15 protein-coding genes are annotated in these 17,978 nt (G+C 45.9%); 2 read left to right on the plus strand and 13 right to left on the minus strand.

The features are described from left to right. Positions 1-3: 3 nt before the first annotated feature. From VER99_RS12810 to pilM, 8 genes are all read right to left on the minus strand, one after another. Positions 4-1,497, minus strand: a complete 1,494-nt coding sequence (locus tag VER99_RS12810; protein ID WP_020334611.1) for an SPOR domain-containing protein — start codon at positions 1,495-1,497, stop codon at positions 4-6. A 52-nt stretch (positions 1,498-1,549) separates the two neighbouring features. Then, entirely contained in the window at positions 1,550-2,650 is a 1,101-nt protein-coding gene (gene aroB / locus VER99_RS12815; protein ID WP_020334612.1) for a 3-dehydroquinate synthase, read from the minus strand. 31 nt (positions 2,651-2,681) lie between these two features. Then, positions 2,682-3,200, minus strand: coding sequence for a shikimate kinase AroK (gene aroK / locus VER99_RS12820; protein WP_014233147.1), 519 nt, complete (start codon positions 3,198-3,200; stop codon positions 2,682-2,684). A 188-nt stretch (positions 3,201-3,388) separates the two neighbouring features. Further along, positions 3,389-5,092: a type IV pilus secretin PilQ gene (locus VER99_RS12825; RefSeq protein WP_020334613.1), complete on the minus strand. Its 1,704-nt coding sequence runs from the start codon at positions 5,090-5,092 to the stop codon at positions 3,389-3,391. Between the two features lie 67 nt (positions 5,093-5,159). After that, positions 5,160-5,675 (minus strand): pilus assembly protein PilP, encoded by a 516-nt coding sequence (locus VER99_RS12830; protein WP_020334614.1) that lies wholly within the window; start codon positions 5,673-5,675, stop codon positions 5,160-5,162. Beyond that, entirely contained in the window at positions 5,665-6,258 is a 594-nt protein-coding gene (locus VER99_RS12835; protein ID WP_020334615.1) for a type IV pilus inner membrane component PilO, read from the minus strand. Before VER99_RS12835 ends, VER99_RS12830 begins: the two co-directional genes overlap by 11 nt. Then, positions 6,251-6,826, minus strand: a complete 576-nt coding sequence (locus VER99_RS12840; RefSeq protein WP_024372660.1) for a PilN domain-containing protein — start codon at positions 6,824-6,826, stop codon at positions 6,251-6,253. Before VER99_RS12840 ends, VER99_RS12835 begins: the two co-directional genes overlap by 8 nt. Then, the gene (gene pilM / locus VER99_RS12845) at positions 6,810-7,826 is read right to left on the minus strand and encodes a type IV pilus assembly protein PilM (protein ID WP_020334617.1); all 1,017 of its coding nucleotides are present in this window, start codon (positions 7,824-7,826) and stop codon (positions 6,810-6,812) included. Before pilM ends, VER99_RS12840 begins: the two co-directional genes overlap by 17 nt. Before the next feature lie 143 nt (positions 7,827-7,969). On the opposite strand from pilM, the gene VER99_RS12850 reads away from it, so the two are divergent. Further along, positions 7,970-10,537: a penicillin-binding protein 1A gene (locus VER99_RS12850; protein ID WP_020334618.1), complete on the plus strand. Its 2,568-nt coding sequence runs from the start codon at positions 7,970-7,972 to the stop codon at positions 10,535-10,537. Positions 10,538-10,600: 63 nt separating this feature from the next. Here VER99_RS12850 and oxyR read toward each other — a convergent pair whose 3' ends face one another. Beyond that, complete coding sequence (oxyR, locus tag VER99_RS12855; RefSeq protein ID WP_014233154.1) at positions 10,601-11,509, minus strand: DNA-binding transcriptional regulator OxyR; 909 nt, start codon at positions 11,507-11,509, stop codon at positions 10,601-10,603. Between the two features lie 158 nt (positions 11,510-11,667). On the opposite strand from oxyR, the gene VER99_RS12860 reads away from it, so the two are divergent. Beyond that, positions 11,668-12,396: a redoxin family protein gene (locus tag VER99_RS12860; RefSeq protein ID WP_020334619.1), complete on the plus strand. Its 729-nt coding sequence runs from the start codon at positions 11,668-11,670 to the stop codon at positions 12,394-12,396. Between the two features lie 213 nt (positions 12,397-12,609). Here VER99_RS12860 and argH read toward each other — a convergent pair whose 3' ends face one another. From argH to argC, 4 genes are all read right to left on the minus strand, one after another. After that, positions 12,610-14,484, minus strand: coding sequence for an argininosuccinate lyase (gene argH / locus VER99_RS12865; protein WP_014233156.1), 1,875 nt, complete (start codon positions 14,482-14,484; stop codon positions 12,610-12,612). 246 nt (positions 14,485-14,730) lie between these two features. Beyond that, positions 14,731-15,945 carry an argininosuccinate synthase gene (locus VER99_RS12870; protein ID WP_014233157.1) on the minus strand — a complete coding sequence of 405 codons (1,215 nt, stop codon included), beginning with the start codon at positions 15,943-15,945 and terminating at the stop codon, positions 14,731-14,733. Between the two features lie 89 nt (positions 15,946-16,034). Continuing rightward, complete coding sequence (gene argB / locus VER99_RS12875; protein WP_014233158.1) at positions 16,035-16,826, minus strand: acetylglutamate kinase; 792 nt, start codon at positions 16,824-16,826, stop codon at positions 16,035-16,037. A gap of 21 nt (positions 16,827-16,847) precedes the next feature. Beyond that, on the minus strand, positions 16,848-17,852 hold the full coding sequence (gene argC, locus VER99_RS12880) for an N-acetyl-gamma-glutamyl-phosphate reductase (protein WP_020334620.1): 1,005 nt from the start codon (positions 17,850-17,852) through the stop codon (positions 16,848-16,850). Between the last annotated feature and the right edge of the window lie 126 nt (positions 17,853-17,978).

Genomic DNA, 17,978 nt, shown 5'->3' on the forward strand with positions numbered 1-17,978 from the left:
GGTTTATTTCACGCGGTCAATTTCACGCTGTACCTGGCCTAAAGATTTTGCCCATGGACTGAGCGACTTAAGTGAATCTGGCAGCGCTTCAACGGCATCACGAGCCAATTGAATTGTCTGATAATCTCGGTAGGTGATGATAAACCATTCCACTTCATTACGGACCGTTGGATAAATACGCACTTCGTTATTCAACTGATACTCATCAAGGAATATCTGTACATCTTCCATTGAGGTCATGGCAGCAAGTTGGATGGTATAAGCGCGAGGTGACAACGCCTTTAGCTCTTCGCGAGCAAATGAAAACTTAACAACGGGCTTAGTCGCCGTCACCGATGATTCAGCGTTTTGCACTGACGAAGCATCATTTGGCTTCACCACTTTTATCAAAGACGAGTTCGTCTCTCCTTGATCTGGTGTTGTCGCTTCTTCGGCTTGTTCGTCGTCAGATTCAGCAGGTTGATCTTCTTTTCCTTCAAGCAGGGCGTCAACAACATCAGACTCAATCACTACACGTTGGTGCGTATCATCAATACCGACACTGGCCACCTCTTCGGTGACTGTTGGTGGTAATGAGTCAGAATCATCACTTGCATTAAAAGCACCTGAACCAGTGGAATCACCTGTCACGGAAGTCAATCTACCACTTTCCGTCTCTGATAAAGTCGGGATCGCCGTTTGTTCAATGTTACCGGTCAATTGTTGCGCTCTATCATCTGGGCTCGGTTGGCTGAACATCCACCAATAACCACCAGCGACCAGCAATAACAACACCAAAATTACCAGCGTAATCTTGAGCGGGCTGCCGACAATTGAGCGGATAATGATCCTTTTTTCCACTTTCATCTCTCCTAATGCCATGATGTCACCCGGGATCGGATCCACTCTCTTAAATGCATCCCGAACTCGTTTTTCCGATTGATCATCCACATACCGTGCAACTAAAAACTCGAAAAAGCGACGAGCTTCTACTTCAGACAGCATATCGATATCCACCTCAACCGGCTTTATTTCTAACCCGTAGCTTATACGCGAAAGTACACCATCTAATCGGCCTGGTGGAGTGAACAGCAATACATTGATTGTCCAGTTCGGTTTTTCCTGCGCCTGCAACACGAGTGTCCATAACTCTGAAATCAGAGTCGCACTCAACAACTGTGCATCATCAACGACAATGACGATATCACAACGCTCGTCACCTAATACTCGCTCGAGAGTATCAACCAAAGGCTCCTGTTGGTTGAATAACGCGTCGGATAGTAGTTGGCTCAATATGAGAATGCGATGCTGAAGATCATCTTGATTTCTATGACAAAGTAGCAAACATTGGTTTTTGTTGCTGGCACCCACTTCAAGATATCGTTGTGCCAACCAAGATTTACCAAAGCCAACATCGCCATTTATCACGATCAGGTTGGAACCAAAGTTGGTTAATAACCTCAATCGCTCTAATAGCTCTGTTTGAGAATCTAATTCCAGACCGTGAGCAGCACTCATCTAATAACCGTAAATCCACAAAAGAATGACGCCCAACGGCGCCATTACAAGATTAAATATTCCGACCAAATTCGATAGCTTGCTTAAGCACTTCTTGAGTCGTATCAGCGATGACCTCAGCAGTACCAATGCCAGTAGGTAAAACTAACCTTAGTTGACCAGAAAGAACCTTTTTATCGCGCATCATATGTTTGATAAAGTCGTCAAAGCTCATGCTATCCGGCGTATGCACTGGTAACTTAGCCCGGCGTAAAATCGCCACAATACGTTCAAATTGCTCTTCAGAAATAAGTCCACGCAAAAGCGAAGTTTTTGCAGCCATTACCGTGCCGGATGACACTGCTTCACCGTGCAGCCAGTTACCATATCCAAGCTCAGCTTCAATCGCATGACCAAAGGTGTGTCCTAAGTTTAGTAACGCGCGAATGCCGGACTCTTTTTCATCCTGAGCCACAACTTCAGCTTTAATTTGGCAACAACGAGCAATCGCGTAAGTTAGTGCATCTTCATCCAACGCATACAGACGCTCTAGGTTTTCTTCCAGCCAAGCAAAGAAATCTGCGTCATAAATGATGCCGTATTTGATGACTTCAGCCATACCCGCTGCGAATTCACGCTCAGGCAACGTAGACAAGCAATTGGTGTCAATGATTACCGCTTTAGGTTGGTAAAACGCACCAATCATGTTTTTCCCCATGGGGTGATTGACCGCAGTTTTGCCACCGACCGAGGAATCTACTTGAGACAACAAAGTGGTTGGAATTTGAATAAAATCCACGCCACGCTGGTAACACGCTGAAGCAAAACCAACCAAATCACCGATAACACCGCCACCGAGTGCGATAATAACCACATCACGCGCATAGCTTCCTTCTAGCAGAAAGTTCATGACCTGATTAAACACTTCCAGGTTTTTGTACTTCTCGCCGTCAGGCAGTTCTAGCAACGATGCGCTGCATCCAAGTTGTTCTAGTTGATTAAGAATTTTATCTGCATACAAAGGGGCTACCGTGACATTGCTGATCACGACCACTTTTTGATTTGCATTTTTGTTTGAGAGAACTTGAGAAAGGTACGCCGGGTCCTCAAACAACCCGGCGCCTATAGAGATTGGGTAGCTACGCTCAGCTAGATTGACCGTAATCCGTTCCATCGGTGTGCTCCAATTTAAAAAAGATAAATACTTATCTCTCTTCTAGCATTTTTACGATCTGGTTGGCTACCACTTTTGCACTCTGATCGTCAGTGCGAACAGTGTAATCCGCTACTTCTTCGTATAGAGGGTTACGTTCTTTAGCTAATTGCTCCAATACTTCACGAGGACTATCCGTTTGAAGTAGTGGACGCTTCTTGTCACGGTTAGTACGTGCAAGTTGCTTTTCAATCGTCGTTTCTAGGTAAACAACAACACCACGTGCAGAAAGGCGGTTACGGTTTTCTTTACTCTTTACAGAGCCACCACCCGTTGCAAGCACGATGCCTTGCTCTTGTGTTAGGTCTTCAAGCACCGATTCTTCACGCTTACGGAAGCCTTCTTCACCTTCTACATCAAAAACCCAAGAGATGTCTGCACCAGTGCGTTCTTCGATCACTGTATCGGAGTCAACAAACTCCATATGCAGCTGCTGTGCTAGATGTCTACCAATTGTACTTTTGCCGGCGCCCATAGGCCCAACAAGGAAAATATTACGTTTCTCAGCCATGTTTAGCAGTAATTTACAACATTGATTCAATAAGATCGCCACAAGAAAACACAGCTAAGCCGCTGTTCTACAAGGCTTGTGGCACCAATTCCTCACAGATAATTCGTGATAAGACCCGAAATTATCCAAGCATGGTGCCACTAATGCAACTTTATTTTTGATCTAATCTTCTTTTTGCTCACTTATGGCTATTGAATAACAACCTTTGGTGTAACGAAAATCAGCAGTTCACTTTTGCCAACTTTTTCGTAACTTCTGCGGAAAAGTGCACCTAATAACGGCAGATCACCGAGTAATGGCACTTTATCGACAGAGTTGGTAATGCTGTGTTGGAAAATGCCGCCAAGAACAACCGTCTCACCGTTGTTTACTAAGACTTGAGTACCTATTCTCTGGGTGTTTATTGTGACCGCTTCGCCAGTTCCCGTTTTTACCACTTGCCCCGGTCTGTCCTGAGTAACACTTAAATCCAGCACCAGACGGTTATCCGGGGTAATTTGTGGCGTGACTTTCAGACTTAGTACAGCTTTTTTGAACGTAATGGTTGTCGCACCACTCGATGATGATTCTAGATACGGAATTTCTGTACCTTGTTCTATATAGGCCGGTTTTTTATTAGTAGTGATTAAACGAGGGCTTGAGATGATCTCAGCTTTCGACTCCTGCTGCAGTGCAGAAAGTTCCAGATCGAGCAAAGTGTCAGAGCCCAACTTGGCGACCTGAAACGCAATGCTGGTTGCGCTCGGGTTAGTAGCGGCCAGGTTGACGTTAAGAAAATCATCAATTCCAACACTACCGCCCTCGCCCTCTTCACCATCACCTTCATAAAGGCCAATGGTTGCGAGGTTATTCTCAATCGAGCCACCAACGGTGTTATTGCCGTTGATGGAAGAGAATCCCCATCGAATGCCGAGTTCATCCATGTTCCCTTCACTGACGGTGACAATCCTCGCTTCGATTTGGACCTGCTTAACCGGAATATCGAGTGACTCAATAATGTCACGAATAACCAAGATATTCTCTGGCAATTCTCTGACCAATAGTGAGTTAGTGCGCTCATCAATCGTCATGCTGCCTCGCTCAGAGAGCATGCTGATATTGCCTTCACCATTAATCATCTCAGCAATATCGGATGCTTTGGCAAAATTCACTTTGATGATTTCAGACGACAGTTCGCCCATTTCCTCTTCAAGTTGCTGCTTCTCTAGTTGCTGCTTCTCTCGAAGGTCAAGTTCATCCGTCGGCGCGACAAGAATGACATTACCATCAACTCGCTTATCCAAACCTTTTACTTGCAGAATAATGTCTAAAACCTGCTGCCAAGGCACACCATCAAGTCGCAGTGTCAGGTTGCCTTCGACCGAGTCTGATACCACCAGGTTAAACTGGTTATAGTCGGCAATGAGCTGTAAGACGTTACGTACCGGGATATCCTGGAAGTTAATCGATATCAGTTTGCCTTCTTTCTCTAAAATGCTCTTATCTGGTGTTTTTTCATCAGACTTGAGTTTACTGACCGTGATTTCCAAATAGCGCCCTGCCAAACGGTAATCATGGGTGTAATCATCACTAATATGCGCGACTAAACGGGTCGTCGAGACTTCACGAAAGACTTCCACGCTGTCCACTACCGTTGAAAAGTCTTTTACATCGAGGAGATATAACTGCTCATCTTTCACTGACGTATTAAGCAAGTCGATGCTCAGTCCTTCCTGAACCCGCTGAATATCGACAATCGCAGCCGGTGAAGACAGTTCCACCACAATCACCGCGTCTTTGTCCTTGTTCGTGCGAAAGTCGATACTCTTTAACGCATTAGACATCCCGCCATCAGCCAAAGCAAAAGGGGTGAAAAGTAAAACTAACCAAAAGGATAAGAGCCCAGTGAGCATCCTTGGTGTACGTGTAAGTCCTTGTCTCATTATCATCACTCAATATCAAAAATAATTAGAGGTTTATCTATCTCAAAGCCAGCTTTACTTTGCGTTTCTGCCAGCAACCCAAACCATCAGGCAGCGTTTCGTCGATCAGTAAGTAAGAATGGGTAATTTTGGTGACCTTACCGTTGTTACGTCCGAGATACTGACCGGGAGCGACTTTGTAAACCGTTCCATTCGGAGCCTGCACAAGCCCGGAGACTGTGCTGCCTATCCCCATAACGCCTTTCAGCCTTAGCTGACTTAACGGAACTTTTTCTAACTTGCCAGTACGAGTTCTGGATGGCGGCTGCCAGCAGTCTTTTCTCGCAATAGGTTGAGTCGCTATCGTCGCCTCTCGGGGTAATTCAAAAGGCGCTCTCATTATTTGCGGTGCGTAGGCAACCGCGACATATTGGTCCGATGGTTTGAGCTTCTCAACATCCCGCCTCGCCTGATTTTCAACGTCACGAATAAAGTCCGTTAACGACTCATCATTTGCCTGACACCCCACCAGCAACATTCCCATCAGAACCATCAGCAAAGATTTATTTTTCATCTTTCTTTTCCTCTGGCTTGAACTGATAGGTATGAGCTCTTACCCGGAAGTGCAGCGTTTCACTCTCCTGACTGACGCGTTGCCAAGTCACATCTTGAAAAGTGATGATGCGTGGTAAAGTTGCAATCGCTTGTGAGAAACGGCCGATGTCATGAAAATCACCGGTTAACTCGATGTTAAGTGGCAGCTGATACAAAAAGTGATCAGACTGCTTTTCTCCCCAGTCAATTCGGGTGAAGGTCAGTTTATTGTCTATGCCGAGCTCATTAACGGACGCCAGCATGGTGGCTAACTCTTTCTGGGCGGGTAATTGCTGCAACAACAACTCGTAACGTGTAGTCAATTCATCTAACTGAGATTGGAGCTGCGGTAATGCGGCAACCTTGTTGGCTTTAATTCGTAACGCAACTTTGAGTGTTTCTTCCTGCTGGATGAGGTCATTTAATCGCTCTTCCTTAGGCACCAAGTACAGCCAATAGCCGAAACCTTGGAGCAACAGGATCAACAAACTAATGACTAGCAACTGAGGGATTAAAGGCCACTCAGCAATCTCATCCATTTCCAGATCTTGCCAATTAACCATGCTGACCTCCCTCTTCCTGCTCTACCGCTTTAAATATGAAAGACACTTTGAAGGTCTGAAATTCTTTACCGAAACGTTCTTTGCCATGGACAATAGAGTGCATTTCAACGTCCAATAGTTTTGCCGAACGCTCCATGTTATCGAGCATGGTTGCCAGACGTGGTGTGCTATCAGAAATCCCCGCGATTTCGATTTCCAGATCATTCATTTTGATCTTATCAACGTAAACGCCTTCAGGAATAACAGCAGGCATCAGGTTCATGAACTCTGTGGTTTTGTTGCGACCATTTTGCAAGCCTTCGACCACCTTCAAACGCTCTAATATTTTGCTGTGCTCTTGCTCGGCAATTTTCATTGCTTCAATACGTTGATCAAGTTCCGTAATATAGTGAGTAAGATAGTCGAGTCGGTCTTGCTGCTGATCTTGTTGGATCTCATAAAACTGCCCAATCCCCCATTGAATACCAACAGCACAAAACAAGCCCAGAATGAACATGCCAACAAAACGACGGCGATGTTCTTCCCTTTGGTTCTCCCTCCAGGGCAATAAGTTAATTCGATGTAGCACGATGACCTCCCAACCATTGGATACCTCGTACTGCCAAGCCAGCGGCGGTTGAAAAATTCTGCCATTCCACCGCTCGACGCTTACGTTTAGCGACGTTCATTTCAAATAGGCCTAAAGGATTCAGTAACTCGCACTCGACCGCCAATTGATGAGATAACTCCTCAGCCAACATTGGCGTTGTTGACCCTTCACCGGATAACCAAAGACCTTTGATGTTTTGTGACCCATTAATCGACGTATAAAGCTGTATCTGACGTTTGACACGATCGACCATCTGACGGTTAAATTGACTCGTTTTGGCTTGCTTTTCTCCGGACAGAGGACTTTCCTGCACAGAGCACTGAATGGAACCTGTTCCACAGGCAAATTCTTTATGAAATAGCTCGTTTTGCTCGGTGAACATCGTGAAAGAGCTCGACACAGAACCAACATCAAGCAAACCGTACTGACTTTTATCTGGAAAACGTTCTGTGGCCAGTTTCCATATCTGCCCGAGGCTTTGTGAATGGACCTCGACGAGGACAGGTTTAAAACCGGATTTACGTATTGCTTCAACCCGACTCTCCACGACATCTTTACGTGTTGCAAAAACTTGGTAGCTAACTGGCCCTCGCAGGCCTCCTTCATGATTAAGACGGACAAAGTCCAGACTCAACTCATCTACGGGGAAAGGAGATTGATGAGAAAATGCCTGCACGACCGCGAACTCTATTTCGTTCTCTTCAAGGTCTTGTTCGATGTGCAGTTTTTTGCTGATAACCGCATTATCAGGCACTGAAATTGCCACTCTGCTTGCACCAAATGGCAGGTCTTTTTTCACCTGTTTAAGGGTATTTACAATTTCTTGATGATTTATGGTGTTATTTTCAGCGACAATACCATCCTTAAGTAATATTTCTTTGTAACCCAACAAGGCGAATTGCTCGCCATTGGGTTTAAGTACGACGGCTTTGAGGCTGTTATGGCCTATATCGATGCCTGTAACGATTCGCTTATCCATCTTCTACTCTCGCTCCGAAATTTCTTCGCGCAAAGGTTGTTATTAACGCCCAAATAAGAGTTAATATCTCTATGTGCTAAATTTTTGACCTAAGAGTACAAGGGTTTGCAGTTACACAGCCTCAACCAATCAGGGATTCTCCGGTGAAGTTCATAAAGCGTTTATTTTTATTAACATTGATTTGCATAATTCTTGGAGTCACCACTATTTTTGGCTTCTATCAGTACGTGAAGCCTGAATTACCAGATGTTGCAACTCTAAAAGACGTTGAATTACAAACACCTATGCAGGTGTTTAGTCAAGACGGGAAGCTGATCGCACAGTTCGGTGAAAAGCGTCGCATTCCTGTAACTTATGATGAAATTCCTCAAGACTTGATTCATGCGTTAATCGCAACAGAAGACAGCCGTTTTTACGAGCATCCTGGTATCGACCCAATCGGTATCACTCGTGCTGCAGTAGTCGTTGCGCTTTCTGGTTCAGCAAAGCAAGGGGCGAGTACCATTACTCAGCAGTTGGCGCGTAATTTCTTCTTATCAAATGAGAAGAAACTCATGCGTAAAATTAAAGAGATTTTCATCGCAATCCACATTGAGCAATTGCTGAGTAAGCAAGAGATCATGGAACTTTACGTTAACAAGATCTTCCTCGGTTACCGCTCATATGGTTTTGGTGCAGCTGCGCAGGTTTACTTTGGTAAAAGTCTCAACGAACTGACACTCAGTGAAATCGCAACGTTAGCTGGTATGCCAAAAGCGCCATCAACCATGAACCCGATTTACTCATTAGAGCGTGCAACTAATCGTCGTAACGTCGTCCTAATGCGTATGCTGGATGAGGATTACATCACTCAAGAACAGTACGATGAGGCTCGTAATGAACCTATCGTAGCGCGCTATCACAGTGCGGAAATCGAGTTATCGGCACCGTATGTTGCTGAGTTAGCTCGTGCTTGGGCGGTGAAAGAGTTCGGTGAAGAAAAAGCTTACACGTCAGGTATGAACATCTACATGACGGTAGATTCAAAACTTCAGGATGCCGCAAACGCTGCTGCCGTAAATAACCTGCTCGCCTACGATGAACGTCATGGTTATCGTGGTGCCGAAAAAGCGCTTTGGAAAAAAGGTGAAAGTGCCTGGGATACCGAGCAAATTGAACAGCACCTTAAGAAGCAGCCTACCTACGGCGACCTTTCTCCTGCAGTAGTAACCAAAGTAGAAGGTAAAACAGCACAGGTATGGGTGAAGAACAACCAGATGCAAACGATCCCTTGGTCAGGCATGAACTGGGCACGTAAATACCTAACGGATAATCGTCAGGGCTCAGCGCCAAAATCAGCGCAGGATATTCTCTCTGAAGGTGATCAGATTTGGGTTCGTGAGATGAGCTCTAGCGATGACGAAGGTAATACGGTACACAATTGGAAGCTGAGTCAGGTTCCGAATGCCAACACCGCGTTTGTCGCCATGAATCCAGAAAACGGCGCTATCTTGTCTATGGTGGGTGGCTTTAACTTTATCCATAGCAAGTTTAACCGTGCAACCATGTCGGTACGTCAGGTAGGTTCGAGTATCAAACCGTTCATTTATTCTGCCGCTATTGATAAAGGTCTGACGCTGGCGACGCTCGTCAACGATGCACCTATTAACAAATGGGATGCTGGCTCTGGTTCTGCATGGCGACCAAAAAATTCACCGCCAACTTACGGTGGTCCAACTCGCCTTCGTATCGGCCTTGCTCAATCTAAGAACGTAATGGCTGTTCGTACACTACGCGAAGTGGGTCTGGATGAAACACGTCAATACCTAACACGTTTTGGTTTTGATATTAACGATGTTCCGCGCTCAGAAACCATTGCTCTTGGTGCTGGTAGCTTAACGCCGATGAAAGTCGCGCAAGGTTATTCCGTGTTTGCCAACGGCGGTTACTACGTCGAACCGTTCTATGTCGACCGAATTGAAGATGCGTTCGGTGAAGTTCTGTTTAAAGCAAACCCTAAGAGCGTTTGTAAGCAGAACTGCCCACAAGTCGTCGAACAATACACCGAGGATCGCTTTGCGAATGAGTTTGGTGAACAAGATGTCGAGATTGAAGGGTTAGCAACAGACAACGCGCTAGACAGTGACGAGCCACAATACGCCCCTCAAGTGATTTCACAAGAAAATGCATTCCTGATGCGTGAAATGATGTACAGCAATATTTGGGGTGGCGGTGACTGGCGAGAAGGCACAGGTTGGAATGGCACAGGTTGGCGTGCACAATCTTTGAAACGTCGTGATATTGGCGGTAAGACGGGTACAACGAATGACTCTAAAGATGCCTGGTACAATGGTTACGGCCCTGGTGTTGTAGCTGTCGCTTGGGTTGGCTTTGACGACCACTCACGAGCGCTTGGCCGTGCTACGGTGAACAGTAACCTTGGTCAAGGCCAAGTATCTGGCGCAGAGGCTGGCGGTAAAACAGCCGAGCCTGCTTGGATCGACTTTATGCGTGTAGCGCTTGAAAACACACCAGAGCAGAATAAACAGGTTCCGGACAACATTGTACAAGTACGCATTGATCGTAGTAGCGGTATGCTGACTGACAACGTAGATGGCAGCTCTATGATGGAATACTTTGAGAAAGGTACAGAGCCAACCGAATACTCAGGTAGCTTCTTGGAAGACAGTATTTACTCCAGCGGTGGTGGAGCAACCGAAGAACTGTTCTAAAACCTGCACAATAAACAACAAGGGGAGCCAATAGCTCCCCTTTTTTATATAAACTCATCGCTGTTAAGCGGCAATAGAAGATGGGTAACTCGCCAGAATATCTTTGATCTTCGCCGCAAGTGCTTCAAAGCGTGCACGCAGTGGTGAGCCAGGACGGTACACCAGCACAATTTTACGAGTGGGCGTCGGATTTACCGCTGGAATGTAACTAACGCCATCTTTTTGCTTTTCATGTGGCAGTGATAGCTGAGGTAACAAAGTAATCCCAGCGCCTGCAGCCACCATATTACGCAGCGTCTCTAAACTCGTGGCTTTGAATCGCTCATCATCTTTTGCACCTGCCGCAAAACAAAAGCCGAGCGCCTGATCACGTAAGCAATGGCCATCTCCGAGAGCCAGTACCGTCTTCCCCTTAAGGGACATCATGTCAATTTTATCTAACGATGCCCATTCATGATCGCAAGGTACTGCCACACTTAACGGCTCGTTATACACCTCGATCTCTTTGAATGGTTCGGTTTCTGCCACGGACGCCAGTACCAGACAATCCAACTTACCATCTTCCAACTGATGCACCAGTTGCTGGGTTTGCGCTTCATGTAGGAATAACTCCAGATCCGGAAATTCAACTTTTAGATCTGGCAGGATTTTAGGTAATAAGTAAGGACCGACTGTAGGTATAAAGCCAATATGCAATGGACCGGTCATCGCGCCATTTTGGCCGCTCGCCATGTCCTTAAACATTTTCACTTCACTTAAAATACGTTTTGCTTGATCCACCAGTTGTAAACCAGAGTCAGTAAACAGCACTCGGCGGCTGCTACGCTCCAAAAGCGTTGTTCCAAGCTCGTCTTCTAACTTACGAATTTGTCCGCTAAGGGTCGGCTGGCTGACAAAACATGCTTCTGCCGCCTTACGGAAGTGTTTATGTTCCGCAAGCGCGACGAGGTACTCAAAGTCCCTAATATTCATAACACACGATTCGCTTCTATTTAGTGATAGTTAACACCTATCAAAACCATAACACTAAACGATTACAGCTATCAAAAGATTTTTATCATAATAAGCCTAATCAAACAGAACAGACACGAGCCGAACGCTCACGACTAAAAAGAATTAAAAGGAACACTATGTCTATCTCTAAAGAAGGTCAGAACATCCCACAAGTTACTTTCCCTACTCGTCAAAACGGCAACTGGGTTAATCTCACCACGGATGAGCTTTTCAAAAACAAAACGGTCATCGTATTCAGTTTACCAGGCGCGTTTACTCCGACTTGTTCTTCAAGCCATTTGCCTCGCTACAACGAACTGCTTCCAGTATTTAAAGAACACGGCGTGGATGAAATTTTATGTGTATCAGTCAATGACACGTTTGTAATGAACGCATGGAAACAAGAGCAAGAAGCGGAAAACATTACCTTCATCCCTGACGGCAACGGTGAATTCACCGAGGGTATGGGAATGCTGGTTGATAAAAGTGAACTAGGCTTTGGTAAACGCTCTTGGCGTTACAGCATGTTGGTGAAAAATGGTGTGGTTGAAAAAATGTTTGTTGAACCTAATGAGCCAGGCGACCCGTTTAAAGTGTCAGATGCGGATACAATGCTCAACTACATCGCTCCTGACTACAAGACGCAGGAATCAATTACGGTCTTCACCAAGCCAGGTTGCCCATTCTGCGTGAAAGCGAAGCAGAACCTTATTGATAAAGGGCTTCAGTATGAAGAAGTGATCCTGGGTAAAGATGCAACGACGGTAAGCCTACGCGCGATCTCAGGCCGTACTACTGTGCCTCAGGTATTCATTGGTGGTCGACTCATTGGCGGCAGCGAAGAGCTGGAAACCTACTTAGGCTAAACCAGCCTCATTACTCAAATTACAGATAGAAAAAAGCCCCAAAATCAATATCGATTCTGGGGCTCTCTTAGATTCTTCTAAGAAAAAGCAGTGGTACTTTAATAGACCCGGCTTCCTCTTAAAGGTTCCATCTTTTTTCGAATTTTTTAGCAAATACTTATGTAACGATATCGCCACTCAGTTATGTTATTGAATGCTAAAACGATCGACCATTTATGCTACGTAACTTTTCTGGATCAACTGCTCGACCAAATTGATCTCCAGCGCAACTTCATCACACGCATGTTGACGAGGGCACTGGTCACAGTCTTTCAGTACTTTCTCCGGTAATAGAGATTTCGAAGTCGGTACAAAGTTCTGTTTCATAAAGAACTCAGGTGTTCTTGTTAACACAAAGACTTTTTTGATCGCCATTTGACGGGCTTTTTCCACCAGGTAGTTCACTATCGCACTACCCTGCCCCTGGCCTTGCCAGCCAGCTTCAATGCCCAGTGAGCGAACCTCGGCTAACCCAGAGTCATAGACGTACAAAGAAGCGCAACCAGTGACTTCACCATGATGCTCGGCGACCGCAAATGAGCCAATATCGCGTACCAATTCATTACGAGAGCGTGGCAGGTTTTCACCCAGGTTAGCCCAGTAAGCGACCATACCTTCTAACGTCTCGATGTCAGTCAGACGCGCAGGACGTACTTTAACTGCCGCATTATCACGCTGAATTAAACGCTTGTCTGCCTGATCAACCGCATAAGCCACTTGCTGTGGTGACACACCACCAAGCGCACAACGTTTTTCAAGACAAGATTCGATAGTAAGAATCTCATATACATCATCTTCAATGACGTCAGAGAATACTTTCAGCTCTTCTAAAGACAGCTCTTCAAGCGCGCAGCCTTTCTCAATCGCACCGACTACGGCAACACCAACAATATGGTGAGCTTCACGGAATGGAATACCTTTCGCAACTAGGTAATCTGCTAGCTCAGTCGCATTCGCATAACCCTGCTTCGCCGCTTCCAGCGTTCTTTCACCGTTAACTTTGATACCATCGAAACACAACGCTGCCATTTCCATGCAATCGTTCCAAGTATCTAATGCGTCGAACAAACCTTCTTTGTCTTCCTGCATGTCTTTGTTGTATGCCAGTGGCAGCGCTTTAACGGTCATCATCATCGCAGAAAGCGCGCCGTAAACACGGCCAGTTTTGCCACGGATTAACTCAAGTGCATCTGGGTTTTTCTTCTGTGGCATCAATGATGAACCAGAAGTCACCGTATCAGCCAACTCGATGAAGTTCGACTCACCTGAGTTGTAGAAAATCATATCTTCAGCCAGACGCGAAAGGTGCAGCATTGAAATAGAAGCAACAGACATTAGCTCCATCACGTGGTCGCGGTCTGATACCGAATCCAGTGAGTTACGCGTTGCACGGTGGAAACCAAGATTGTGCGCCAGTTGCTCACGGTTGATTGGGTAAGCCGTACCCGCCAGAGCACCAGAGCCCAGTGGACAGGTGTCTAAACGCTGTAATGCGTCACTCAAACGAGAGTGGTCACGCTCAAACATTTCAACGTAAGCCAGACACCAGTGCGCAAAAGTCACAGGTTGTGCACGTTGAAGGTGAGTGTAACCTGGCAATACCGTGCCTTGGTGTTGCTTAGCAACGTGGACCATTTGCGATTGCAGACGGTCTAAAGCAATCAATAATTGCTGGCCTTGTTGACGACACCAAAGCTTAAGGTCGGTGGCTACCTGATCGTTACGTGAACGGCCAGTATGAAGTTTTTTACCTAAGTCACCCACTTTACCGATAAGTTGCTGCTCAACCCAAGAGTGGATGTCTTCTGCGTCAGAGCCTAGGATCTGATGCGGATCTTCCATCACTTCAAGTTTCAGCTCGTTTAAAGCGAGTTCAAGTTTCTGTTGTTCTTCCGCCGACAGCACATCGACAGACAGCAATGCCTTAGACCATGCAATTGAGCCTACAATGTCTTGCTCAGCCAATCGGTAGTCGAAACGCAACGAATCGTTGAATTCTTTGAATCTGGTATCTGCTGCTTGGGTAAATCTTCCGCCCCATAATGCCATTGCGTCTCTCCTGATGACTATTGCTAACTCTAAAGTACTCTAATTAGTGATGACTAAATTGATGGTCATTTGCTCACTTTTTCTTATAGGCCAACGTTACGGCAATTTGAAGAAAAAATAAAGTATAAATTCAATATTTTTACATATCTATTCACGACAATTTAGTTTCATACACATAAAAACGCGTTGAAAACAAAAAGACCTGCCAATCAATGGCAGGTCTTTTTAATCAATGATGAAATATGCTTATTTCTTCTGGCTGTTCAGAGCGCGGATACGGCTTGATAGCGAGTAAAGACGGATGAAACCACCAGCATGGCTTTGGTCGTAAACCTCGTCCTCACCGAAGGTAGCAAACTCTTCTGAGTACAAGCTGTTGTCAGAACGTTTTTGAGTAACCGTTGCCTGACCTTTGTATAGCTTAACAACCACTTCGCCATTCACATCTTGAGCCAGCTCTTCTGAAGCCGCTAGGATTGACTTACATAGTGGCGTGAACCAACGACCATCGTACACAAGGTGAGAAGCTTTAAGACCTAGCTCTTCACGGAATTCGAATGATGATTTGTCTAGCACTAGCTGCTCAACGGCACGCAGTGCTTCCATCATGATGGTGCCTCCAGGAGTTTCGTAACAACCACGAGACTTCATACCTACCAAACGGTTTTCTACGATATCGATACGACCAACACCGTGCTTCGCGCCTTTCTCGTTTAGGTAAACTAGCGCATTGTATGGCGTCATTGCTTCGCCATCTACTGCAACCACGGCACCTTTCTCAACTTTTAGCGTCACGTATTCAGCTTCGTTTGGCGCTTGCTCTGGATCAACTGTCCATACCCAGCAGTCTTCGTTTGGTGCATTCCAAGTATCTTCTAGTACGCCACCTTCGGTTGAGATGTGCCATGCGTTTGCATCACGTGAGTAAATCTTAGTCAGAGACGCTGAACAAGGAATGTTACGCTCAGCCAGGTAATCCAGACATTGCTCACGGCTTACTAGATCCCATTCACGCCAAGGCGCGATAACATGGAGATCTGGTGCTAGTGCTGCAAACGCACCTTCAAAACGAACCTGATCGTTACCTTTACCAGTACAGCCGTGACACAGTGCGTCAGCGCCAACTTTACGAGCAACTTCAACCTGCGCTTTCGCGATGATTGGACGCGCCATTGAAGTACCTAGCAGGTATTTGCCTTCGTAGTAAGCGCCAGTTTTTAGCGTTGGGTAGACATAGTCTGCAACCATTTCTTCTTTCAGGTCAGCGATGTAACACTCAGATGCACCTGATGCTTTCGCTTTCGCTTCAATGCCTTCTAGCTCTTCTGCGCCCTGACCTACATCTGCTACAAACGCAACAACTTCACAGTTGTAGTTCTCTTTTAGCCACGGGATGATTACTGAAGTATCTAGACCGCCTGAGTATGCGACTACTACTTTATTTACGTTCACTTTGCTCATTTTTTTCTCCAAATTTAACTGGCTCTGCTCTCGGCGGTCAGTGCCAACTACTTCCTAATGTTTAATTCTTTAAATTCTTTACTGCGACGTTATTGAGGCAGAAATTGCGTACCGATGCTCTGACCAGCAAATAGCTGCTCCAGCTTCTCAGGGTAACGCCAGGTTGCTACTTCGATAGGACGACCAAGATCATTGGCTGCCTCCAAAGCGGCTTTAACTTTGACGATCATGCCGTCAGTGATCACATGACCTTCGATCAATGCATCGGCTTCTTTTTCAGACAAGCTTTTGATCAAGTGACCTTTACCATCCAAAACGCCGCTTACATCTGAAAGCAGAACCAACTCTGCATCCAGTGCACCAGCAACCGCAACGGCCGCTTGATCCGCATTGACGTTCATCAGTTGACCTTCTTTTGTCAGGCCAATTGAACTGATGATTGGCAGCGCACCGGTGTTTAAGATCGCTTGGATCAGTGTTGAATCACCCGGAGAGGCTTTACCTACTGCGCCCAACTCTGGATCGAGTTCTTCCACCTGACATAAACCGCCATCCGCTAAGCTCATGCCCACTGCGTTAAGACCGTCTGCAATCGCCTGACCTTGTAGTAACTTATTAGCTGTACCCGCTAGTGCTCCTGCAATAACTGGAATTTGATCGTATGGCGTCACGCGTAATCCGTGCTTCTTTACGGTTTCGAGCTGCAACTTGCTCATTAGCTCGTCCACCAAGTAGCCACCGCCATGAACGATGGCGATTTGTCGCTGCGCCGAACTCTGATAGGCCGCGATGGCACCAAAAAGTTGGCTTAAGGTTTTTGTGCAAGATAAAGCTGCACCGCCTAGCTTAATGACTAATGGAGCTTGATTGGTTTGCGTCATTGCTTTTCCCTCTATCAACGACTACAGCAACGCTGTCAGTTCTGGGTAACCGTAATGAATATTTAAACATTGCATCGCTTGACTTGATGCACCTTTAAGTAGGTTGTCGATGGCAGAAATCACAATCACGTGTTCGCCTTGAACCTTCCAGCCGATATCGCAGAAAGGTGTATTTTCAACATCCTGAATACGTGGAATACCATCGCCTTTTAGACGTACCGCAGGCTTGCCTTGATACGCTTGTTCGAACGCCTGAGTCACTTGCTCTGCAGTCACACCTGCGGACAACTTCATTGTGATGGTGGCTAGAATGCCACGCTTAAAGTTGCCCAGATGAGGCGTAAAAATCACATCACAACCCAAGTGTTGAGCGATCTCTGGTTGGTGACGGTGGTTGAACACTCCGTAAGGTTGCAGGCTCACTTCGCAGAAGCTGTTGGTCATCGACGCTTTTCTGCCTGCACCAGACACGCCACTCGTCGCGTTGATCACTGGCCATTGTTGAGTATCCAATAAACCACCTTCTAAAAGGGGCTTGATGGCCAATTGCGATGCTGTTGGGTAGCAGCCAGCTACCGCGACTAAAGGAGTGTTTTTAATTGCTTCGAAGTTCCACTCCGCTAAGCCGTACACCGCTTTATCTAGCCAGTTGTTAAATTGATGCTTGAAGCCATAGAACGTGTCGTAAAAGCCTTCGCTCTGAACACGGAACGCGCCAGATAAATCGAAAACCTGACATCCGGCATCAAGGAAAATTGGGGCGAGGTCATGGCTGACTTCATGTGCTGTTGCTAAAAACACCACATCAGATTCTTCAGCCACTTGTTTTGGATCGGTTAACGGATTCACTGGCATATCGATAACGCCAGCTAACTTGCCGTGTAGTTGGGCAATACTTTTTCCTGCATCTACACTGTTGGCGGAAACGTATAAACCTGATAGCGTGAGTTCTGGGTGTTTGTTAACCATTAAAGCTAACTCTGCGCCGGTGTAACCGCTGGCTCCGATAATCGTGGTTTTTAGCATTCTATAACATCCGTAAACTTAAAGGCTCAAGTGACTATTCATATTTAATTTTTGCTATATTTTGATTTTTTATTCATTAAATATGATTTAATATGTGTTTTACAGTTTTGTGCTCTGTCTGTCAAT

Origin of the sequence: Vibrio natriegens NBRC 15636 = ATCC 14048 = DSM 759 (genome assembly GCF_035621455.1) — a bacterium.
Classification (GTDB): domain Bacteria; phylum Pseudomonadota; class Gammaproteobacteria; order Enterobacterales; family Vibrionaceae; genus Vibrio; species Vibrio natriegens.